Annotated in this window: 20 protein-coding genes; 10 read left to right on the top strand and 10 right to left on the bottom strand. The window is 71.6% G+C overall.

What is annotated here, in order from left to right; translation table 11 throughout:
• Positions 1-14: 14 nt before the first annotated feature.
• Both IPQ09_18045 and IPQ09_18040 read right to left on the bottom strand, forming a co-directional pair.
• Positions 15-1391: an HTTM domain-containing protein gene (locus IPQ09_18045; protein MBL0196086.1), complete on the bottom strand. Its 1377-nt coding sequence runs from the start codon at positions 1389-1391 to the stop codon at positions 15-17.
• A 121-nt stretch (positions 1392-1512) separates the two neighbouring features.
• Positions 1513-2502 carry a hypothetical protein gene (locus IPQ09_18040; protein ID MBL0196085.1) on the bottom strand — a complete coding sequence of 330 codons (990 nt, stop codon included), beginning with the start codon at positions 2500-2502 and terminating at the stop codon, positions 1513-1515.
• Between the two features lie 222 nt (positions 2503-2724).
• On the opposite strand from IPQ09_18040, the gene IPQ09_18035 reads away from it, so the two are divergent.
• The 8 genes from IPQ09_18035 (at position 2725) to IPQ09_18000 (ending at position 10886) form a co-directional block, all read left to right on the top strand.
• Positions 2725-3210, top strand: coding sequence for a YbjN domain-containing protein (locus tag IPQ09_18035; protein ID MBL0196084.1), 486 nt, complete (start codon positions 2725-2727; stop codon positions 3208-3210).
• A gap of 75 nt (positions 3211-3285) precedes the next feature.
• Entirely contained in the window at positions 3286-4905 is a 1620-nt protein-coding gene (locus IPQ09_18030; protein MBL0196083.1) for a hypothetical protein, read from the top strand.
• Positions 4902-6347, top strand: coding sequence for a cytochrome c family protein (locus IPQ09_18025; protein ID MBL0196082.1), 1446 nt, complete (start codon positions 4902-4904; stop codon positions 6345-6347). The genes IPQ09_18030 and IPQ09_18025 overlap by 4 nt, the downstream gene beginning before the upstream one ends.
• Before the next feature lie 150 nt (positions 6348-6497).
• On the top strand, positions 6498-6752 hold the full coding sequence (locus IPQ09_18020) for a hypothetical protein (protein MBL0196081.1): 255 nt from the start codon (positions 6498-6500) through the stop codon (positions 6750-6752).
• 71 nt (positions 6753-6823) lie between these two features.
• Positions 6824-7999, top strand: coding sequence for a hypothetical protein (locus IPQ09_18015; GenBank protein ID MBL0196080.1), 1176 nt, complete (start codon positions 6824-6826; stop codon positions 7997-7999).
• 514 nt (positions 8000-8513) lie between these two features.
• Positions 8514-9107: a peroxiredoxin gene (locus tag IPQ09_18010; GenBank protein MBL0196079.1), complete on the top strand. Its 594-nt coding sequence runs from the start codon at positions 8514-8516 to the stop codon at positions 9105-9107.
• Between the two features lie 145 nt (positions 9108-9252).
• Positions 9253-9993: a hypothetical protein gene (locus IPQ09_18005; protein ID MBL0196078.1), complete on the top strand. Its 741-nt coding sequence runs from the start codon at positions 9253-9255 to the stop codon at positions 9991-9993.
• Between the two features lie 23 nt (positions 9994-10016).
• Positions 10017-10886 carry a hypothetical protein gene (locus tag IPQ09_18000; protein ID MBL0196077.1) on the top strand — a complete coding sequence of 290 codons (870 nt, stop codon included), beginning with the start codon at positions 10017-10019 and terminating at the stop codon, positions 10884-10886.
• Between the two features lie 242 nt (positions 10887-11128).
• On the opposite strand, the gene IPQ09_17995 is transcribed toward IPQ09_18000, so the two are convergent.
• From IPQ09_17995 to IPQ09_17985, 3 genes are read right to left on the bottom strand one after another with little or no spacing between them, the layout of a single operon-like run.
• A complete protein-coding gene (locus IPQ09_17995) occupies positions 11129-11977 on the bottom strand; it encodes a hypothetical protein (protein ID MBL0196076.1) in 849 nt (282 codons plus the stop codon).
• Positions 11974-12864: a GGDEF domain-containing protein gene (locus IPQ09_17990; protein ID MBL0196075.1), complete on the bottom strand. Its 891-nt coding sequence runs from the start codon at positions 12862-12864 to the stop codon at positions 11974-11976. The genes IPQ09_17995 and IPQ09_17990 overlap by 4 nt, the downstream gene beginning before the upstream one ends.
• A 50-nt stretch (positions 12865-12914) precedes the next feature.
• Positions 12915-14072, bottom strand: a complete 1158-nt coding sequence (locus IPQ09_17985) for a DUF362 domain-containing protein (GenBank protein MBL0196074.1) — start codon at positions 14070-14072, stop codon at positions 12915-12917.
• A gap of 229 nt (positions 14073-14301) precedes the next feature.
• Here IPQ09_17985 and IPQ09_17980 point away from each other — a divergent pair, with 229 nt between their 5' ends.
• Positions 14302-15123, top strand: a complete 822-nt coding sequence (locus IPQ09_17980; GenBank protein ID MBL0196073.1) for a helix-hairpin-helix domain-containing protein — start codon at positions 14302-14304, stop codon at positions 15121-15123.
• Positions 15124-15390: 267 nt separating this feature from the next.
• Here IPQ09_17980 and IPQ09_17975 read toward each other — a convergent pair whose 3' ends face one another.
• The 5 genes from IPQ09_17975 to trxC all read right to left on the bottom strand — a co-directional run bounded on the left by IPQ09_17975 (position 15391) and on the right by trxC (position 20538).
• Positions 15391-15684 (bottom strand): hypothetical protein, encoded by a 294-nt coding sequence (locus IPQ09_17975; protein ID MBL0196072.1) that lies wholly within the window; start codon positions 15682-15684, stop codon positions 15391-15393.
• Positions 15657-17057, bottom strand: a complete 1401-nt coding sequence (locus IPQ09_17970; GenBank protein ID MBL0196071.1) for an HTTM domain-containing protein — start codon at positions 17055-17057, stop codon at positions 15657-15659. The genes IPQ09_17975 and IPQ09_17970 overlap by 28 nt, the downstream gene beginning before the upstream one ends.
• Positions 17058-17060: 3 nt before the next feature.
• Complete coding sequence (locus IPQ09_17965; GenBank protein MBL0196070.1) at positions 17061-19082, bottom strand: hypothetical protein; 2022 nt, start codon at positions 19080-19082, stop codon at positions 17061-17063.
• A 149-nt stretch (positions 19083-19231) separates the two neighbouring features.
• Positions 19232-19957 (bottom strand): CHRD domain-containing protein, encoded by a 726-nt coding sequence (locus IPQ09_17960; GenBank protein MBL0196069.1) that lies wholly within the window; start codon positions 19955-19957, stop codon positions 19232-19234.
• Positions 19958-20115: 158 nt separating this feature from the next.
• Complete coding sequence (trxC, locus tag IPQ09_17955; GenBank protein MBL0196068.1) at positions 20116-20538, bottom strand: thioredoxin TrxC; 423 nt, start codon at positions 20536-20538, stop codon at positions 20116-20118.
• Positions 20539-20699: 161 nt separating this feature from the next.
• Between trxC and IPQ09_17950 the strand changes: the two genes are divergently transcribed.
• Positions 20700-21365, top strand: a complete 666-nt coding sequence (locus tag IPQ09_17950; protein ID MBL0196067.1) for a DsbA family protein — start codon at positions 20700-20702, stop codon at positions 21363-21365.
• Positions 21366-21370 lie beyond the last annotated feature (5 nt).

The following is a 21370-nucleotide window of genomic DNA, read 5'->3' as shown; positions in this document are numbered from 1 at the left end:
GCGGCAGCCGCGCCTCAGGGCGCCAGCGGAACGAACCCCAGCGCGCTCCCGAGCCGCGGAGGATCGCCGAGTCGCCCAGGCTCGACCGGCTGCCATGCCAGGTGCGCGCGCACGGCGTGGAGCCGGCCGGACTCGCGAAGCGCCCGCACCGCGGGATCCTCGGAGAGGGCGGCGAGATCGCGTCTCGCGAACGCCGCGACGGCGTCGGGGCTGGCGGGGGTGCCCCACAGGCCCGCGATCTGCCAGGCCATGCCCCAGTCGGACTGCGACCGCGCCACGCGCGGCAAGAGGACCTCACCCCCCACCTCGCCGCTGGCGGAGAGCGCGACGAGCCGGACGTCCGGCATCTCCGGCCCAAGCGTGTGCGCGAAGGTCGGGTAGCAGGCGAACGGATAGCTCTGGGTGGCGCCGCGCGCGCCCTGCACCGTCGCCGCGGAGAGCAACACCGCGCCCACCGCGACAACCGGCGCGCTGCGACACGTCAACCAGCGCCCGCGCACGCCCCGGCGGCCACCGTCGGCCACGAGACACGTGTAACATGCATACAAACTCGCGAACCGAATGTGAAAGAACACCTCGGTGAGCTGGTGAAAGACGAGGCCACCGAACGCGAGGGGGCGGCGTGCGCGCGGCGCGAACGCGAAGAAGAAGAAGCCGAGCTCGAACGCCACCACGCAGGCTGCGCCCACCTCGACGAGCCCCGGCACGAGGTCGACACGCACGGGGGGCGGCGTCCCGCCCCACTGGGCCCACTTCCAGTACATCTGGTTTCGTACGTTATCGCTCGTGATCCAGGCGAGGCCGGAGGTCGCGAGCTTCCAGAACCCGGGGAAGAAGTAGACGACCCCGAGGAGGGCGCGCGCGAACAGGAGCGCGAGCTCGTAGGCGGGATCGCGCCTACGCGACGGACGCCGGCGCGCGAGGGCGGCGTCGACCGAGAGCGCGTCGCCCGCCGGGCTGGCCGCAAGGAGCGCGAGCAGCCACACGAGGTGCATGTCGTGCACGACCTCGCCGGTGAGCTGGCAGAGCGCGAAGAGATGGAGCGCGGCCAGCCCGAACGCGAGGAGCGCGGGCCGCGTGAAGAGGCCCACGAGCGCGAGCCCGCCCGCGGAATAGAACACGGCGCGGGAGACCTCGACGGACGACGGAGAGGCGGGCAGCCAGCTCGCCGCGAGGCGGAGCCCGTCGGGGAAGAACCGGAGCGCGGAGGGCGCCTTGGCCACGCCGCGCGCGAGCTCGGGCTCCGGCGACACGAGCGTCACCAGCACGACGGAGACGCGGAGCAGGGCGAGGTGGAGGGCGCGGGCACGGAGGAGCAAGGCCGCCATCTTCGCCGCGGGCGGGCCCGAGGGGAAGGTGGCCTGCGGGGCCGTGCTCGTTCCACGGAACAAGCGCGTGACCGAGCGAAAGAGCGAGTCGGAAACACGCCCGGCATGTACGAGGTTCAGCTCCGCGTCGACAGCGGAGGTGGCCAGTGCAGGGCGGGCGCCTGCGCGAAATGGGCGTGGAGGCTCACTCGCCGAGCGCGGCGGAGAACACGGCCTGCGCGCGCCCGTTGGTGTCGAACGCGCAGTGCTCGGTCGCCGTGAGCATCACCGAGTCGGTGGGGAACCCCAGGCCGGCGAAATAAGGAATCGCCACCTCGATGTCGGACCGGAGAAAGTCCAAATCGCCGTACGTGAAGTAGAGCCGGGTGGGGCCTCGCTTCGCGGGGTTCATGACGTCCCACTCGAAGGACTTGGGTGACTTCTCGCCGCCGCAGTTGAGCGCGTAGTAGCCAGGATAACGATCGCCGAAACGTCGCAAGAACGACCGGGTGAGGAACACCGAGCCCCCGGAGCTCCCGTAGTAGAAGGCTGGCCCCAGGGTGACGTCGTACCCGGCGCGCACGCCGTCGAGCACGGCCCGCAGCGCGTCGGCGTTGAGGCCGTCGAGATCCGGCATGAACGGCGCGGTCGGGGTGCAGTCGGTCTGCGTCGGGTGCTGCCACCACGCGCACGCGTTGGGTGACTTCACGGCCAGCACGGCGGCGCCGTGCGCGTCGGCCCAGGGGACGAGGGCTTCCATGGTGCTGTCGTCGAGGTACGCGACGGCGCCGTCACCGTGGAGGAACGCCACGAGCCGCAGCGGGCCGGTGGGCGCTGGCGGGAGCTCGAGCTTGAACTCGGAGCCCCCGAGCACGCCCACGCAGTATGTGCGGCCGGAGGCGAGCGTGCCCGTGCGCGTGCAGGCGACACCGCCGGAGCCGCCGGTGCTGGTCCGGACGGCGGCGTCGCCCGCGTCACTCGCGCTGTCCGGGTTGCCCGCGTCACTCGCGCTGTCCGGGTTGCCCGCGTCACTCGCGCTGTCCGGGTTTCCCACGTCACTCGCGTCGACGCCGGTGTCAGCGGCGATCGCGCCGTCCGGGATCCCCGCGTCGACGCCAGCATCGTCGCCCGCGTCGGGCGTGACCGAGACCCCCGTGGAGCACGCGACCAAGACGAGCGCCACGAGAGGGAGCAAGTGCCTGCGCATACCCCACCATACCACAGCCCGCTCGGGGGCTCGCGCGGGCGTTCGCGCGAGTCGCTTCGACTCGTCCCTCGGCCACGTGGCACGCGGGCACGCGGGCACGCGGGCACGCGGAGTGACCTGCGGTGCATGCTTGCCAGGCCCCGAAGATCGATGCGAACGTAAGGCGTGAGCGCAGAAGAATCCCCGCAGCCACAGAGAGAGCCTCGCGTGGTGACCGCGCCCGACGCGCGGGCCGTCGTGGAGAGCGCGCTTCGCACGCTCGGGCTCGTGCCCGACGAGATCCTCGTGTCGCGGCCCGACGCCGAGTGCGCGTGGGCGATGAAGCGGGGCAGCGCGAGGGCGCTCGTCGCGCTCGTGACGCGCGAGATCACGGGCCACCCGGCGCAGCACCTCCGCGTCGTAGCGCCGGTCGTGGCGTTCGCCGACGAGGGCAGCGACGTCCCGCGCGAGGCGCTCTTCCTCCGCGTATTGGAGCTGAACGCGGCCGGCCTGGCGGCCTGCGCGTTCGGCGTCCTTGGCGACTCGATCGTGCTCGTGTCCGAACGACCCACGCAGGACCTCGACGAGGGCGAGGTCCTCTACGCCATCCGGCAGGTCGCGGCGCTCGCAGACGTCTTCGACGACCAGCTCGTCGCGTCGTTCGGCGGTCGCCGCTCCAGCGATCCAGAGGCGACGGCCTCCCCCCCCACCGCCTGAGGCACCGGGCGCCGCTCGCCCGCCGCCTCATCGCCTACCGCCCAAACGTCCCTGCTTCCCGCCCGCCGCAACCCCGTGACAGCCCGCCCCCCTCCTCACCCCCTCCTCCGAGAGCCTCCGCGCGCACGCCCCGCGCGCACACGACGCCCCGGAGCGCTCGCGCTGGGCGCGATCGCGCTCGTCGGGGGGCTCGCCACCGCGGCGCCCGCGCGGGCCCTCGAGCCCGAGGTCACGAGCGAGACGGCCGCCCAGTTTTACCAAGTCACGAGCCCGAACGGCCAGCAGGTGCTCTCGCGCCGGCGCTTCATGACCACGTTGGGTGTGTCGGCCTACGATCTCCTCGACAAAGACAAGGTCCGCGCGCAGGACCCCCTCGCGCCCGAGCTCGTGTTCCGCGCGCGGCTCCGGTTCGACTCCGACTACGGCGGCTCGGCGTCCCAGGCCGACGCGGCCAGCCCCGAGACCCTCGTGCCGGGGTTCAACCGGGGGCCGGTCGACCTCATGTACGCGTACGTCGAGGGGCGCCGCTTCGCGAACGGTGTGCTCGGCTTCAAGCTCGGGCGCCAGTACGTGACCGACGTGCTCGGGTGGTGGTCGTTCGACGGCGCCACGGTGCGCGCCACCACGCCCTATTTCGTCGCGGTCGAGGCCTACGGCGGGCTCGAGCAGCGCGGCGGGCTGCCGCTCTCGACGCCGCGGTTCGAACGCGACGGCATCTGGCGGGGCAACCGCAGCGACTACCCGAACGGCCTCTATCCCTCGTACCAGCCCTCGGCGATCGCGCCCGCCTTCGGCGCCGCCATCGAGTCGACCGGCACGAGCTACGTGCACACGCGGCTCACCTACCGACGCGTGTATAATACAGGCGAATCGGGGCTGAGCCCGTTCGCCGAGGGTCTCCGGGAGCCGGCCAAGTACGTCGGCTCGCGCATCTCGCAGGAGCGGCTCGGCTACGCCGTGGACGCCAGCCTGCCGAACGTCGGCGGCGTGAAGGCGGGGCTGGCCTACGACCTCTACGTCAAGAAGCTCAGCCAAGCCTTCGTCTCCACCGACTTTTACGCCACCCAGAAGCTTACCCTGGGCGCCGACTTCGATCACATCCGCCCCACCTTCGACGGCGACAGCATCTGGAATTTCTTCGTCGCCGGACCCACGAGCGACCTCGGCGCGCGCGCCTCGTACCAGCCGACCGACGCGCTCGCGTTCTCGACGGGCGGCCACGTGCGCATGTTCACGAACCAGACCGCGTCGGAGGTGAAGCCCAGCGCGGAGCGGGGCGAGACCGACCTGAGCGCGAACACGAGCCCCCTCGCCGCCCCCAACTTCTACCCGGCGAGCCCCCTCTACGTGAACGGCGGAGGCAGCCTCTCGGGGCGCTACCGCTACGGCAAAGGCGCAGTCACCGCCAAGGCCGTGGGCGACGGCGGCGGCACGGGCGGGCGCGGCGGCGGCGACGCAACCATCGACCGCACCTTCAACGATCGCTACCTGCTCTCCGCGCGCGCGGGCGCTTGGTACTGGAAAGACTCGCTGCGCCCCGATCGCAGCGCGACGAGCTTCCAGTACGTGCTCGGCGCCGGCTACCTCTTCACGTCCCGATCGAAGGCCATCGTCGAGTTCGAACATGATATCAACCGCGTGGTCGGCAACCGCTTCCGCCTCATGGCGTGGCTCTCCCTGGCGGTGACGAAATGACCCGCAAGGCCTCGAAGCCGCTGGCGGCCTCCTTCGCCTCTTTCGCGACGTTCACGCTCGCGCTGGTGCTCGGGGTGGTGGGGGCGCTCTCGCTCGCGCTCGCCGACTCCGCGCCCACCGCGGCGCCGGGCGCGCCCTCTGCGCCGAGCGGGGCGGCCGCCGCCTCGGCCCCGACGCCCGCCGGCGCGGCGGCGGTCATCGCGCGCGGCGGCCTGGTCATCCCGAGCTCGTTCTCGAGCGGCCACGCGCCGCTCGCCGGTGGCGCCAAGGTGCCGCTCAAGTGGCTGCCGCCGGGCGCCTTCGAGCCGGACACCGGCCCGAGCGAGGCCATCTACCCGCCTCAGTCGCTCACGATCCGCTTCAACCACAAGCTCCACATGACCCGCGTGGGCGCGAAGTGCACCTCGTGCCACAAGAGCGCGCTCACGAGCCAGTCGGCGCAGGACCGCCTCGTGCCGGCTCCGGCCACCTGCGACAACTGCCACGGCACCGACCACGCGAACCTCGCCGCCGTGAAGCCCGGCGACGACCTCACGGGGCAGTGCGCGTTCTGCCACGAGGGCTACAAGCCGACCGACGGCAACCGCGTCGCGAAGCTCGTGCTCCCTCGGGCGAACATGATCTTCAACCACAAGAAGCACGCCGACAAGAACATCAACTGCCAGCAGTGCCACGGCGACGTGCAGGAGCTCGAGCTGGCGACGCGCGATCAGCTCCCCCGCATGCGCGGCTGCTTTGGCTGCCACCAGTACCCCGACGCCGCCGCGCGCGGCACGGCGAAGGGCGAGTGCGAGAACTGCCACATCAGCGGCGGGGCGTCGACCGGCGGCAAGATGAAGATCGCGTTCCCCAGCGGCACGCTGAAGCCGCCACGGTGGATGCACAACGCCGGGCACACGCCCGATTTCCTCGAACGCCACAAGATGGTGGCCGCCAACGACTCGCAGCTTTGCGCGAACTGCCACAAGGAAGACTTCTGCACCGCCTGCCACGACGGCCGGGTGCGCCCGCGCAACATCCACCCGAACGACTACATCTCCATGCACCCGGTGGAGGCGCGCCTAGGCATGCAGAAGTGCCAGAGCTGCCACCGCGAGCAGAGCTTCTGCCTCCAGTGCCACCAGCGCCTGGGCATCACCATGAGCGGCCCCGGCGACGTGCGGTCGGCCGGTCGATTCCACCCGCCGAAGGCGGTCTGGAGCGATCCGCCGCGCCAGCCCGGCCACCACTCGCAAGAGGCCAAGCGCAACCTGAACGCGTGCGTGTCGTGCCACGTCGAGCGTGACTGCGTCGTGTGCCACGGCGGCCAGGGCATCGGGGGCGGGTTCAACCCCCACCAGGGCGGGTTCCTCGCCGGCTGCCAGTCGCAGTTCTCGCGCAACCCGCGCCCCTGCTACGTGTGCCACGACCCTCAGGACGGGAAGCTCGACCGATGCCGCTGACGAAGCCGCGCCCTGACCTCGATCCCGAGCTCCCACACGAGCCCGTCGCCGACGCGGGCACAGGCACACACCTTTCCTTGCAAGAGCCCGGCCCGCGGGGCTATAGCCTAAACCCCCCGGACCTTCCCGAGGGAGAAGAGGAGTCCTCCTGTGCAAGAGCTTGTTCGGTATCTCTTGGAGAACATGTACCTGGATTTCCAGGGCGAGATCTCGATCGAGCAGGTTCGCCAGTACTTGCGGGGGGACAACAGCAAGGAGGCGAAGGCGCTCCTGCAGAAGCTGATCGAGGACAAGGGCGTGGACGACCTCCTGCTGGCGCTGGCCGACGTGCTGAAGGAGCACCTCCGCAGCGGCATCAACGAGCAGGTGGTTCGCCAGGAGCTCACGACCTACTCCGACAGCTGACGTCTCGCTTCTCCCTTTCTTTCGCCAGGTTACGCGCCCCCGCGCCGTCCCGAACGCTGGTCACTCTCGCGGTGACGCTCGCGGCGGTCGCAGGGCTCACAGTCGGCCAGGGGTGCGACGCGGGGACCTTCCGCAAGGACCCGGCGACCCAGCCGACCGAACCGCTCCGTGTGGTGGGCTCCAACGTTGGAACGAACCGCCCGCTGCCGGTCGACGGCGCGGTCCAGATCGCGTTCAACCGGTACCTCCTCCCGTCTACCGGGATCCGCCAGTCGATCCGCATCGTGACGGCGACCGGCGCGAGCACGGGGTCGCCGAGGGTGCAGTACGACCCGGTCGCGCGCACGCTCAACGTGCTGAGCCCCAACGAGGCGGGGGACGGGGGCGCCCCGTGGCTCGTCGAGGGGCAGACCTACCGCGTGCAGCTCAGCGTGGCGCAGGAGGGTGAGGACGGCCTGCGCGCGCTCGACGGCGCGACCCTCGCCGAGCCGGTGGAGATCACCTTCCTCGTGACGGGCCGGGGCGCCGTGCCCGACCCGAAGCCGAGCTTCTGCAACGATATCGCCCCGATCTTCCTCGGCAAGTGCGACGGCGACACCTGCCACGGCGCGGGCGGCAAGCAGGCGGCCGGGCTGATGCTCACCACGGCCGCTGGGTTCCGGGGCACGGCCCGCGGCAACGACGACGGCCGCGTCGCCCAGGGCGCGAACACGGGCGCCACCGACACGCCGACCCCGACCCCGCGCGTGTTCGGCGTCAACATGCCGCTCGTGAAGCCGGGAGACCCGGGGAACAGCTGGCTCCTCTACAAGGTGCTCCTGGCGCCGCCGCCGGTCGCGCCGCCTTCGGCGCCGTTCGCGCCGTTCGTTTGCGCGAAGGGCGGCCCGGTCGCCCCCGAGTACCTGCCGGCGACCGGAGGCGTCACTCCTGCGCCCAGCGAGCGTGAGCAGCAGGTGCTCCGCGACGCCATCCTCGGCCGTGAGATGCCCTTCCCGACCGGGTTCCGGGACTACCGTAGCCTGCCGCTCACGTTCGCCGAGCGCGAGATGCTCCGCCTCTGGATTCGCGACGGAGCGCAGGTGCCGGACGACTGCGGCTCGTGCGGCGTCCCAAAGCCCCCGGTGGACGCCGGGACCGACGCCGCGCCCTCGGAGGACGCCGCGACTCCACCGGACGCCGGGGCCGACGCCGCGCCTCCACCGGACGCCGGGGCCGACGCCGCGCCCGGCGACGCGGGCGGCGACTGACGCACACGCTCGGCGTCGAACGAACGGCTAGTCTCCTGGAAGCGTGATCCCTTACAGAAGTCGCCCGGCTCGGCCTTTCGCCACAAGGGAGCGAGGGGGTGTCCCGTCTTCGGCGGCGGTGGGAGGATACTCATGTTCGAGGGTCGGCGTTCTCGCGCGGTCACACCCGAAACCACTGTCCCCTGAGCGCAAAGCGCCGCCTCCACCGCGCGGAACGACGTCCGAGTTGAGGACGGGCCCGCCGCCGCCGAAAACGGGGCACCCCATCGCTCCTCGGAATGACACCGAAGACCCGACTTCTGATACGAACCACGACTCCAGGGGACTAGAGGCGCGCCCCACGTGGCCAGCGGGACGAGCCTGAGCCCCGTCGCGAAGCGGTGGGTCTTGCGGAACATCTCCGGTGAGTCTACGAAACCCGGGCGAGGTCGCGCCGGCCAGAAGCGACGCCCGACGCGCTCCCGGCATCGATGGTATGTCACCATCCAAAGCGTACCCACTCTCAGGAGCCCCCATGTCCCTCGTTCAGAAGCCCGCCCCCGATTTCAAGGCCACCGCCGTCTTCGCCAACGGCGATGAGAAGGAGATCTCGCTCTCCTCGCTCCAGGGCAAGTACGTCGTCCTGTTCTTCTACCCGTTCGACTTCACGTTCGTTTGCCCGACCGAGATCCTCGCGTTCTCGAACCACATCGAGGAGTTCAAGAAGCGCAACGTCGAGGTGCTCGGCGTGTCGATCGACTCGGCGCACGTGCACCGTGCGTGGCGTGCGACCAAGGTGGAGGACGGCGGTATCGGCCCGATCGGCTACCCGCTCGTCGCCGACGTGAACAAGGACATCGCGCGCGCCTACGGCGTGCTCCTCGACGGCGGCATGGCCCTCCGCGGCACGTTCCTCATCGACAAGGCGGGCACGGTCCGCCAGGAGACGGTCAACGACCTCCCGCTCGGGCGCTCGGTCGAGGAGACCCTCCGCCTGGTCGACGCGCTCCAGTACGTGGAGGAGCACGGCGAGGTGTGCCCCGCCGGCTGGCAGAAGGGCAAGACCGCGATGAAGGCGAACCCCGCCGGTGTGGCGGCGTACCTCAAGGAGAACGCGACGTCGCTCTGAGCCCCCTCTCGGGCTCGCGACGCGGGGTCTGGCGCGAAGGCCCGACCCCGCCGCTTTTTTTGTTCGACCCGCGGCCGTCGCGCGCGCGGGCGCCCGCACCTGCGTCGCCGTTGGTTTCCACTCGGAGGCATGGTCTACTCGTCGCATGCAGAAGCGCGCGCATCGAGGGCTCGGGTGGGTCGCGACTATCGCGATGACGGCAGCGCTCGCGGCGCCTGCGTTCGCCCAAGCGCCCGCAACGCAGGAGCGGAAGCCGACGAAACCGTCCGGCGCAGCTCCGACCCAACCCGGCGCGCCGAGCGAGCCCGTGGCGCCGCCCGCGGGTGGCGCCGCCGCCGAGCCCCCGCCACCCCAACCGAAGGCCGCGCGCTCGGCGGCAGGGTACGGGTACAGCGATCCGCCGGCCCGCAAGGGCGCGCGTGCCGCGCGTCCGCGCGCCGTCAACAAGACGGGACCGATCGCGTCCTTCCCCGGCTTCAGCGCGTCCGAGGGTGGAGGCTCGCGCCTCTCCGTGCGGCTGACCGCCTCGGTGGCGGTCGAGGAGCACGCGGCCGCGGGGAGCGTCACGTATGTGCTGAAGGGCGCGAGGATCTCGCATTGGAACGACACCAACGCGCTCGTCACCGTGCACTTCAACACGCCGATGGTGGTGGCTCGCCTGGTGCCCAAGGGGGCTGATCTTCACCTCATCGTGGTGCTCCGCGCGCCGTCGACCCCTACCCACAAGCTGACCCCTGGCACCGGAGGCACGTTCACCTTCGAGGTCGACTTCCCGAAGGGCGAGTTCCTTCCGCTCGAGGCCGGCGCGGCGCCCGCGAAGGCGACGCCGGCGACGCCCACGCCTCAGCCGGTCGAGCCGCCCCGTACCCCGGAGCCCAAGCCGTAGCGCGAGCGTGCTACGCTGCCCTCATGAAGGGAGCCCTGTCACTCGCGTTCATCACCGGCGTCGTTGGGTGCGGGCTATCGCTTGCGCCGTCGGGCCCCGGAGGGGCCGGTGCGGACGCCTCGACGGACGGTCGGGGAGATCCGCCCGCCGACGCACCCCCGAGCCCCGTGGACGCCGAGCCTGCGAAGCCACTTGCCTTCGCGAAGGAGGCGCCGGTGCCCGGGAACGTGGTCGCCATGGCGCAGGACGACGCGCTCGGGACCTTGGCGCTCCTCGACGAGACCGGTACGACGGGCCTCTACAGCGCCACCGTGGTCGGCGGCGCAGCGCAGTTCTCGTTCGGGAGCCCCGGGCAACCCACGAGCTTTGCTGCATTCAACGCGCCCGGGGGCTCCCCGAGCCACGCGCTCTTCACCCTCGGCGGCGCGGGGCTCCATATCGCCCTCAAGGACACGACCTCGGCCCCGTTCGGCGACAACGCCGGCGTGGTCCGGGTGGTGCGGGCAGGGGGTGAGATCTTCGTTGGCACGCAGTCGGCGAGCGGCGGCACGCGAATCCTTCTGTGCCAGGCGGGGAGCGACGCAGCTCCGTCCCGATGCGAGTCTGGGCGCCCCGTCTACGACAGCGTCGAGCTGGGCGGATTCGTCCTCTCCACTAGCCGGCTCCGGCTCGTCGGCCTCACCGGCTCGGCGGACACCCTGAGCCTGGTCGCCTCGCGACGCGTGTCCTCCGACGCCTCGTTCGTCACGCCGTCGGCGGTGCCCGTCGCGTCGGACGCGCTCGGGTCCGCCGAAGAGGTCCTATCGATCGCCGACGACGGCGGCTCGATCGTGCTGCGCGGAAAGTGCCGCACGAGCGCCGCGCCGACCTGCCTCGTGGTCCTCGCGCGCTAGCTCGGATTCATGAGGTTCGTGCGACGAGGCACCGCAGCCGCAGCGAACAGATCTCGCTCCGCACCGGGGTACAGGCCTGTTGCAACGCTCTTGCGGAGCTCCTCGGACACCCGATCGAGGGGCTGATCGGGGGGCTGATCGGGGGGCTGATCGGGGGGCTGATCGGGGGGCTGATCGGGGGGGCTCGCGCGGAAACGTGTTGAGTTGTTCGGGTCAGGGTCGCATCTGCGGACGCCGCGGCCTCAGAAGCCTCGCTTGACGTAGGCCGCCTTCACGCCGCGGGACGCAAGCAAACGCTGCCGAGTCGCGGCCGCCTTCGCCTCGGCGAAGCGCCCCGCGACGACGAGATCGAAGCAGCACGCGAGCGCGGAGAACGCTCGGCTGTCGATCCTTTCGGCGTCCGCAACGCCGAAGCTCGTGACCTTCTCGAAGAGCCGCCCGGCCTCAGCGTCGGAGGTCGGCTCCCCGAGCGGGAAGGCCCCGGCGATCACCAAGAACGGTCGCTCGTCATGGATCGCGGTGACGTCCTTCTTCGCCGCCGCCCCATCGAGCACGATCCGAGCGCGCGCGCCGAGCTCCGGCGACGGCCCTGTCGCGACGACGACCGGCTCGCCGACGAGGCGTAGCTCGGGGAGCGCGGCCGCCTGCCCCGGCGCGACCCGCGTGCGGCCGGTAAAGCTCCCCGTGACGTCGGCCGAGGCCCAATCGGCCAGCGCGACGGGTTCTCCGTCGGCGCCGCGGAGGTCGAGCCACCGCGAAGGCTCGCCCTCGGCGCTGGCCTGGATGCACGGCGGAGGGCAGGTGCACGACGGACCGCACTTCCAAACGCGCAGGGCCACGATCTCGGGGGTCCCGGCCGCGGCTCGCGCGACGCGGTTGTCGATGAACGAGGCTCGCGGGTCCTCAGCGCTAGGGGCCACCGGCTCGACGACCTTGCCGCGCGCGACGGGCGTGTCGGCGGTCGCCGCCGACGAGGGCGCCTTCACGTGGAGCGCGACGGCGGCGTCGCGTTCGACGCGCGCATCGCGCTTGCGGCACCCGAGCGCCGAGAACAGGGTGAGCGCCATAAGGGCCCGCGCGTGGCCCCTCATGGCGCTGCGACCACGCGGTTTCGGCCACCTTGCTTGGCGGCGTAGAGCGCCTTGTCCGCGCGCTCGTAGAGCTCCGCCGCTGAACATCCGGGCCTCCACGTGGCGCAGCCCGCGCTGATCGTGATGGTGAACTCGAGGTCGCGCACGGAGAAGACGGCAGACGCCACGGACGCACGCAGCTTTTCGGCCACGACGCCCGCGCCACCGACGTCGACCTCGGGGAGCAGGAGCGCGAACTCCTCGCCGCCCACGCGGGCGAACGTGTCGTGCTCGCGCACGCGGGCCCGTACGAGGCCGCCGAGCTGCTGGAGCACGGAGTCACCGGCTACGTGCCCGTGGGTGTCGTTGATGCGCTTGAAGTGGTCGATGTCGAAGACCACCAGCGACAGCTCGCGCCGGTACCGCTCGGCGCGCGAGATTTCTCGCGGGAGAGCCTCATCGAAGGCGCGCTTGTTTCGCGCCTGCGTGAGCGCGTCGCTCATCATGAGGAGGTAAATTTCCTCGTGGTAGCGGGCCTCCACGTCGTCGCCGGTCATGTACTTCAGGATGGTGCGCCCTACCTTGATCTGTGCGCCGTTCGTCAGCTCGACCTCGCGGATGGGCGCATCGTTGACGAACGTGGAGTTGGTCGACCCGAGGTCCTCCGCGTAGCGACGGCCGCCTCGCAGGAAGAGGCGCGCGTGCTTTCGGCTGACGCTGTCCTCGGGCAGGAGCAGGTCAACGGGCTCGACACGGCCGATGATGAACGGATCTGCGCCAAGCTGGATGCGCCGGCCCATGTCGGGACCGTAGAGCACCACGAGGAACGCGGTGCCCTCGGGCAGGTCGGGAATCGACGTCCGGCCGGTGTAGCTGGACGTCTCCACCGTCGCGTACTTCTCGCGCATGGACCCACGATAGCCGAGGAGCGGCCGGCGCGCAGGACTCGCGAGCGCGACTAAATAGCTACTTCTTTCAGGGTGATGCGCGCGCGTTCGGCTACGCCGAGCCCAAGCTCCGCCGCGGCCTTGATGTACGAGGGGGCGCGCTTCTCGTCGGTGAGAGACTTCAGGCCGAGCTCCGCGCGAAGCTTCTCGACGACCTCCCACCCGATGGCGTCGATCGCGACGGCGTCGGTGGAGGCGTAGACGGCCTCGTGCGGCTTCACATGCTGAGGTGACTTCCACAGGGGGCCGCCGTGGGCCATGACCTTGTAGCCGTCGAGGATGTTGAGCCGCACGCGCGACTTGATGATGTCCTGCGCGTACATGAGCGCGATCTGGGGGCTCGCGTTGTGCACGTGAAAATCGTGCGGGTTGATGCTGCATCCGTGGGTCATGTTCTTCAGCGCGCCGGTGAAGCCGCAGATGCTGTGGTCCTTCACGAGGGCGAAGTTGATGGCGCACGTCGCGTCGGTCAGGGGCTTCACGAACTTGGTGCGCGTGCCCGTGCCGGGGATGAGGCGCTCCGGCATGGCGACCATGGCGGGGTTCTCCTTGTCGCCATCGGGGCCCTTGATCTTGCCGTTGTTGTGCACGGCCACCTGCACGCCGGCCGGCAGGTTCTGGGGGGTGATGCGCGTGCCGGCGAGGAAGCCGCCGTACTGCTCGAGCACCGTGATGCTCGCCGCGGGCACGCCCGCCGCGATCATCGCCTCGATGAAGGGGAGCACGAGCTCTTTGTTGGTGCCCATGTTCTGGCGCGCGATGCCGTTGACCTTCACGAGCACCTTGTCTTGCGGGTGCACGAACTCCTTCACCGCGGACACGAGGTCGGGCTTTCCCGTGAGCTCGGTGAGGACGCGCGTGAGCATGGCCTTCGCGTCGTCAGCCTTGGGGTAGAGCTGGTTCGCCTCGAGCGAGTCTTTCTTGCTGACCTTGACGACCCTGCCGGGCGCCGAGAAGGGCCGGAAGCCGGCGGGCGGCTGGGCGGCGAAGCTGCGCGCTTCGTTCGCCCCCCCCGCGGCCAGCGCCTCGCCCTCGAGCAGCGCCAGGGCGCTGGGGGCCAGCACCGCCGCGCCCGCCACGCCCAGGAAAGCGCGACGAGAGGCCAGGGTATCGGCCGCGAGGCTCTCCTCGATACGTGCAATCTGCATGGACTCGTCGTGCTGGGTCATCTGGACTCTCCGAAGGGTTCCGGGGATTTGTACGCGCTTTTGCGAAACGGGCAAGCCGGCAGCGTCCTGGACGGGGGAACGGACGGCCAGGACGGCGCGAGCTCCGCGCTCGACCCCGAAAAAGCCCGAAGACACGCGCGCTCGCGCGGTGGCACCGACCTCGCAATGAGCGCATCGCAGCCCGAGCCAGCGGCCGGGCGACGGAACGCAGGAACCGAGGAGGTGCAGGATGGATCAAGCGCGAAAGATGAAGACGGTCTACACGGTCGTGGACCGCGGGCAGAAGTCGTACTGGGTGCGCGTCGGCGTGGGCTTCGAGAACCAGGACGGCTCGCTGAACCTCAAGCTCGACGCCGTGCCCACGAACGGCACGCTCCAGGTGCGCGACTGGGAGGCGCGCGAGGAGGGTGACCACGGCGCGCGCGGGCGGGCGGGCACGAACGCGAACGCGAACGCGAACGCGCGGCCCAGCGGAGACCGCCGCCGGGAGGTTCGCGTGATGTCAACGGGGCCCGTCAACCTGGCATGCGCGCGCGCGCGGATCACCGCGGTGCTTCGCGGCCTGGCCCGCTCGCCGTGGGCGGGGCCCGCCGGGCGCGCGCTGTTCGCGGGCCTCGCGCTCGTCGTGCTGTCGGCGATCGGCGGCTCGGCGCTCGCGGGGGCCGCCGCCACCGGGGGCACCACGGGCCCGCCGGACGCGCAGGGCCTCTCCCTCCCGGAGCCCACGACGGCGCCGACCGTCCTGGCCGAGACCGTAATCGTGGTCCCACGCGGTGACGGCGGCGCGGGGACGCAGGCGCAGGCGGCCGCGACCGAGGGGCTCGGGAAGGCCACCGAGGGGTCTCCCGTGGGGCTCAACACCGCGACCTTGGACGACCTCAGGCGCCTCCCCGGGATCGGCCCCAAGAAGGCGGCGGCCATCCTGGCGCTGCGCGCCAAGCTGGGGCGGTTTCGACGCGCGGAGGAACTGATGAGGGTGAAGGGGATCGGCCGGGGCACGTTCAAGAAGCTGCGCCCGCTGGTCAAGGTGGACGAGCCGCCCGCGGGGTAGCCGCAGGCAGCGGGAAAGCAGGGAAAGCGGCTGCGCGCGCCAGGGAGCCGAGGGCGCGCGCAGCCGCGGCGGGCGGGGGGCCGAGTCGCCCGCGCGTGGGCGCTCACTCGCAGAAACCAGAGCTGCACGAGGTCGCCTCACCCGAGCACGCTCGAGGCGCACCACGGCTTGCACTCGGCACGCGTTGCCGCGGGTGAGGCGGCCAGGTCGTGGCGAGAGGAGGTCCGCGCGGCGCCCGCGCGCGCCGGCGAGAGGGCAGAGCACGCGCTACGCCGAAGGCCGAAACGCGCGCTGCAGCACCACGGCCGAACCGAGCAAGTACATGAGCGGATCGAGCGATCGCTGCTCCGCGACGGGGGCCTTCGCCGCGCGGTCGGCGAGCGCGAGGGCCGCGCGCCGCGAGAGGAACGGCAGGTCGTCGAGCGCGGAGCCGTGAAGGAGCTCGCGGATGCGCGCGCCGAGCGGGTGGGCCGCCGAGGCGGCGGTCGGGGGACCGAAGAACGGGCGCTTCGGCCCCGAGAGCACCTCGGCGGTCACGAGGCCCGCGGCGACGCGGCGCAGGAGGTACTTGTTGGTCGCGTCGCGGAAGAGGAGCGGAGGTAGCGCTCCGTCGGCATCGAACGGAGAACGCCGCGCGCGTCACGCTCGCGTACGCTGAGCGAGAGTGCATAGTTGCGCTCGTCTATCCAGTCGAGCAGCCGATACTGTTGCGCGAGGCCGAGGACCCAGAGGCCCGTCACGCAGGCGCGCTGGATCGGACCGCCGCCTTCGGCCTTCGGGTCGTCGGACGGCGCCGCGTCGGCACGCCAGCTCGGTTGGAGGGCCGAGCCGACCATCGCGCCATAGAGCAGCAGCACGAGGACGAAGGACGCGCTCGCGACGAGCCGAGACGTCCGCTCACGCGCTGCGCGGGGCGGGCACGCGGGGCTCGGCGGCTCCGTCGATGCTCCGAGCTTCGCCCGCGCGAGGTCCGCGAGCTCCCTCCGAAAGAGCACGAGCCCGAGGGCCGCGCACCCGACGTTCGCGAGCCCCACGTCGAGGGTGAGCGCGATGCACAGGTGAAAGACGACGAGCAGGGCGCCGAGCGCGCGCTTGCACGCGTGGCGCGGCGGGAGCACGACGAGCAACGCGAACAGCGGCTCGATGGCGAGCCCGGCCCAGTTGAACGGCCGCAAGAGCCACGACTGCTCGGCCGAGAACTGCTCGGGCCAGAAGCTCGCGGGGAGCTTCAGCACCGCGAGCAGCGCGTCCCCCTGGAGCCACAGCGGGCTTCGCCACTTCGTGAGGCCGGCGACCAGATAGACGAGCGCGACGTTCGCGAGGAGGAGGCGCACCCCGAGCCCGGGCGCGCGCGCACGGAGCGCGTCGTGTAGCCCCTCGCGGCTCGGGCGGACGAGGAGCGAGGGCCCGAGTGTACGCCCCACGGGGAGCAGGATCATCCACGCGAGGAGCAGGTGGACCACCGCGTCATCGACGGACACGACGAGGAAGCTGTAGCGATAGCTGCATACTGCAACCACATACGCGACCGCGGCCGAAAGGCGAGCGCGCGCGCCCGCGGCCAGCGCGAGCGACGCGACCGCGCCGAGCGCGTAAACCGAGCGCACCCAGGCGGCGCCCATCCACGTGTGGAAGAGTGGCTGGGCCGTGAACCAGAAGATGTCGCGGGAGAGCGCGTGGTCGTACAGGCCATCGGCCGCGACGATGTCGCCCGCTTCCCAGGCGAGGCGCGCGAAGTAGGCCGTCGCGACGAGCCCGACGGCGACGCGAAAGAGCTCGAGCGGGAAGGCGTCGACCTCCGCGTCGGCGCGGCGAGCCAGTCCGGCGAGGGTGCGTAGCTGCGCGAGAGGGCGCTCAGCGTCCGCACCGGCGCGACGGTGAATCACGTCAGGGTGTCGCGACGCCGGCGCGGCGCCCGTGCTCGGGAGATCCATTCGCTACTTGAGAGTGAATCGGCAGGGCCCCGCGCAGGGGTGGGTGATCGCGCCTTGGGCCGTGAAGAACTTGTCGAGCTGGCTCGTGGCCTCGGGTCGCTTCCGGAGGTCGTCATGGACGGCGTTCGAGGGCACAGGCCTCGGCAGCGCGTTGTTCGCGCCAAGTCCGTAGTCGAAGAGCGTCATCCCGGAGGTCAGGCTCTCCGGCGGCGCGGCCTTCACGCCGAACACGGAGACCGGCTCCGGCGAGGTCTGCGCGATGCCCAGCGCACGCGCATAGAGGAACGCGCCGAGGGCCGGAACGGCGGCGTCGCCGAGCCCCACCTGCAACAGCACGCGGCGATCGCCGGGAGAGCCCGGCAGGCGCTGCGAGAGCATGCGCGAGGCGTAACTCGCCGGGTCGACGGAGTCGAGGGCCCCCTGCATCGAGGCCGCGAACGCGTGGTCGCGCAAGGGATCACCGAACACGAGGTGGACGAGCGCGAAGAGGGGAGCGAAGGCCTCGGACCGGGGCATCATGTGAGCGAGGCCCGCGCCCGGCACGTTCAGGGCGGCCCGGGTGATGTTCGGGTCGAGCGTGGAGAGCACCCCGCCGAGGATCGCGCCGAGGCTTGGCCCGTAGTAGTCCACGCGAGTCGGGTCGTAGAGGAGCGCGCCCGCCTGCCCCTCGGCGACGCACGAGCCCTCACCGGCGTCGGGGCGGCGAAGCTCGGGCGCCGAGAAGCCCGCGCGCCGAGCGGCGTCGGTCACCACCATCCAGTTGGCCATCGCCTGGTGGAGCCGGTCCGTGAGCTCGCCTACGCGCGAGGGCTCGGCCGAGAGGGTGTTCGCGAGCCAGCCGAGATCGGGCTTCGAGAGGCCAATCCAGTCGACGCCGAACGTGACCGCCGAGAGGGCGTTCGACGTGGACGTCGCAGGCGCCGAGGTCATCTCCTCTTGGGTGCCGAAGAAGCCATGTCCGTACGCGATCGAGCGCCCCGGGACACATCGCCCCTTGAGCGACGCCGGCACGTGCACGGAGAAGGGAACCTTCGTGGTGCCGCGGGCGACGACGGCGCCGCTCGGATCGCGCGCGAGGCGGGCGCCGGGGCTGTCGGCGAGGACGAAGGCCGGGGCCTCGATCGTGCCGAATACGACCCTCCACGTGGGCCCGCTCCGCGGCTCGACACGCGTGACCGCGACCTTCGGCGCGTTCTCCTTCAGCCACGCGAGCGTGAGCTCACGGACGCGGAGCATGTCGACGAGGGGCGCGTCGTCCGAGCCAGTCGTGAAGTCCCACGCGAGCTGAAGCTCCGCGCGGGGGAGCCCGAGCTTCTCGAGCGGGGCGAACACGTCGCGCTCGAACCTCTCGCGGAGGGGCGCGAGCCCGGGCTCGTCGGCGGTCTTGTCGCGCAGGCGCCGGAAGCCCTCGGCGGGGGCCGCGCGGTCGCCCGAATCCGTGAGGACGCCGCGCAGCGCGACCACGTAGCGCGTGCGTGGCTTGAGCTTCGCGAACGGCCGGAGGGAGAGCGGCCGCTTCGTGCCCCCCTCGGCCTCGTCGCCGGGCTGGCCGTTGACGTCGGCGTAGTGCGCGACGAGCTCGCCCGTGCCGGCGTCGACGAGGAGCGTGGGGCTCGCGACCGTGGCGCTGAGTGCGCCGTCGGAGTCGATCGCGGGGAGCCCACGAGAGGACAGCGCCCCGGGCAGCGTCGCGACGATGGGCGTCAGGGTCGAGAACCCGTCGAGCCGCAGCGCCGGGTGCACGTCCCCCGAGCGCCCGGAGGTCGCCACGAGCTTCGCGCCCTCCGGCACGACGATCCGCGCGCCCGTCGGGCTCGAGGGGTCAGGCTTCCGCGCGTGGTCCGAGGGGAATGGCAAGTAGCAGACCGCGCCGCCGAGCAGCGGATCACACCCAGCGGGCACGTCGAGCGGAGCGAGCGCGCTCGCGGGCGGAGACACGTCGGAGGCGCACCCGCCGGCCAGCGCGAAGAGCGCCGGGGCAAGAAACGCGAGGGCGAGGCCGGTCGGAGGGAGCGCGCGGGGCATGGGCTTGGAGGCCAGCATATCGCGCCGCGGCGACGGCCCACGGATCGCTGTTCCGACAAACTTCCGGACGCCCGTCAGTCGCCGCGTGGGTTCGTCCCAAACGCGGGTCCGCGCCCCGTATTCGCGATGGAACGACCGCGCGACCGCGGCTACGAGCGCCTGCGCGCGAGCCTGCTGCGTGAGACGACAAAGGCCGCGCCGAGCCCGACGGCGAACAGCCAGGGCAGGCCCGCGCCGCCACCCGAGCTGTTGCAGCCTCCGGTGTCGGCGGCGGACTCCGCGGGCGTCGTGGGGGCCGGGGAAGGCGCGCTGGCCGCGTCCACCGGGCGACCGGCGTCGGCGGGAGCGCCGCTGTCCGGAGCGCTGCTGTCCGGAGCGCCGCTGTCCGGAGCGCTGCTGTCCGGAGCGCTCGCGTCTACGGTCCCCGCGTCGGGGGCCGCGCCGCCACAGCTCTTTCCGCTGCCGACCTCGTAGATCTGTCCGCGAATGTCGCCCGCGGTTGACTTCAACGTGATCGAGAGCGCGCCGCCGATCAGGAGGCCCTCGTAGAGCGTCGACAGGCCGACCGGTGCCAGCGTGATCGTGTTCCCCACCGGCGCGGGAAGTGCCTCGACCAGGGTCGCCGGGCTGGCCCCGCAAGGGCCCGCGCCGCCGATGGTCTGCCGCTCGACTGAGATACCGCTGAACGTGACGGTCCCCGTGAGCATCTTCGTGCCCGTGTCGAACTGGAGCGTCGCCGTGCCGCTGCCGGGTGACGAGACCGGGGGGACGACCTGGCCTCCGTTCAGGGTGGCCGCGTAGCTCACCACCGCGGCCGATGCCCCCGACGTGACGAGCAGGAGCGAAATGACGAGCCCGACGACGGATTTCTTCATTGGGTATCCACGGTAGCGCTTCGCCTTCGCCTGCGCGCCGAAATCGGACGATCGCTTCGCGGAGTGATCCGGGGGCTACGGTCGGAGCCCGTGCCTCGACCGTCTCGCGAGACCGCGCGCCGTCGGGACACGGAACGAAGCGACGCCTTGAACGGCGGCTACAGACCGAACCGCGAGGCGATAGCCGCGTGGGTCATGGCGCCGCTCTCACGCTGAGCCTCACGGCCCTGGCGAAACAAGATCATGGTCGGGATGCTGCGGATCGCGAAGCGCGAGGCGAGCTCGCCCTGGGCGTCGGTGTCCACCTTCGCTATCACCGCTTGACCTGCGCGGTCCCGCGCGAGCTTCTCGAGCTCGGGCGCGACCACGCGACAGGGTCCGCACCAGGCCGCCCAGAAGTCGACGAGGACGGGCACTCGAGCGTCGCGCAGCAGCTCGTCGAAGTCGGCGACCGAGCCCACCGCGACCGGGCGCGCGAGCGGCAGGAGGTCCGCCTTGCACGAGGCGCAGCGCGCCTTGTCGGTCAGGCGCGCGGCGGGGAGGCGGTTCGACTGGGCGCAGGCGCTGCAAGCGACGATCATCACGGCTCCGTTCGCGGGTCGGGTCTGGCGGGGAACGTGGGTGCGCGTGCGCGAGGCGTCAACGAGAGGCCTCCCGAATTGCCAAAGACACCTCCCCCGCGCACCCTTCGCGGCGTGGAGTGGCTCCAATAGCGGCGGCGGCCCCAGCGAGGACATCGAAGATGAGCACGCGTACCACCTTCAGCTATTGGTCCGATCCCCTCTGCGTTTGGGCGCTCGTCGCGCAGCCGAAGCTCGATCGCGTCTTGCAGCTGCTGGGGGAGCACCTGCGGGTCGACTACCGGGTCGTCCCGGTGTTCGGCAGCGTGCGCTGGCGCCTGGAGAAGGGCGCGTGGGCGAAGGACGGCGTAGACGGCCGGGTCGCCGCCACGCGGCAGATCGCGGAGCGAGCCGGCCGACGCGACGTGAGCGGCGAGTGCTGGCGCAAGGCGATGCCCGCCACCTCATGGGCCCCCGCCGCGGCGATCAAGGCGGCGCTCACGACGGTCGACGGGGACGACGCGCTCGGCGGCGAGTACCAGCGCCGCCTCCGCGAGCGCTTCTTCGTGAGCGAGGTCAACATCGCGCTCCGCTCGGTGCAGCTCGAGGTGGCCGAGGAGCTGTCGCTCCCGCGGGGGCCGATCGAGGCCCGCCTCGACGACGGCTCGGCGCTCGCCGCGGTGTGGGAGGACCACAACGAGAAGGAGCGCCTCGGCATGCAGGGGTCGCCCACGTACGTCTTCGACGGCGGGCGCGCCATGCTTTATGGCAACTTCGAATACGGAATCTTGAAGAGCACGGTCGAGGAGCTCGTGCGTGGCATGCGCGCGGGCGGGAGCGCCTGCTGACCCGC

Source organism: Myxococcales bacterium (genome assembly GCA_016720545.1).
Taxonomy (GTDB): domain Bacteria; phylum Myxococcota_A; class Polyangia; order Polyangiales; family Polyangiaceae; genus JAAFHV01.
The sequence above is the reverse complement of the archived record's forward strand: the minus strand, read 5'-3'. Positions and strand labels throughout refer to the sequence as shown.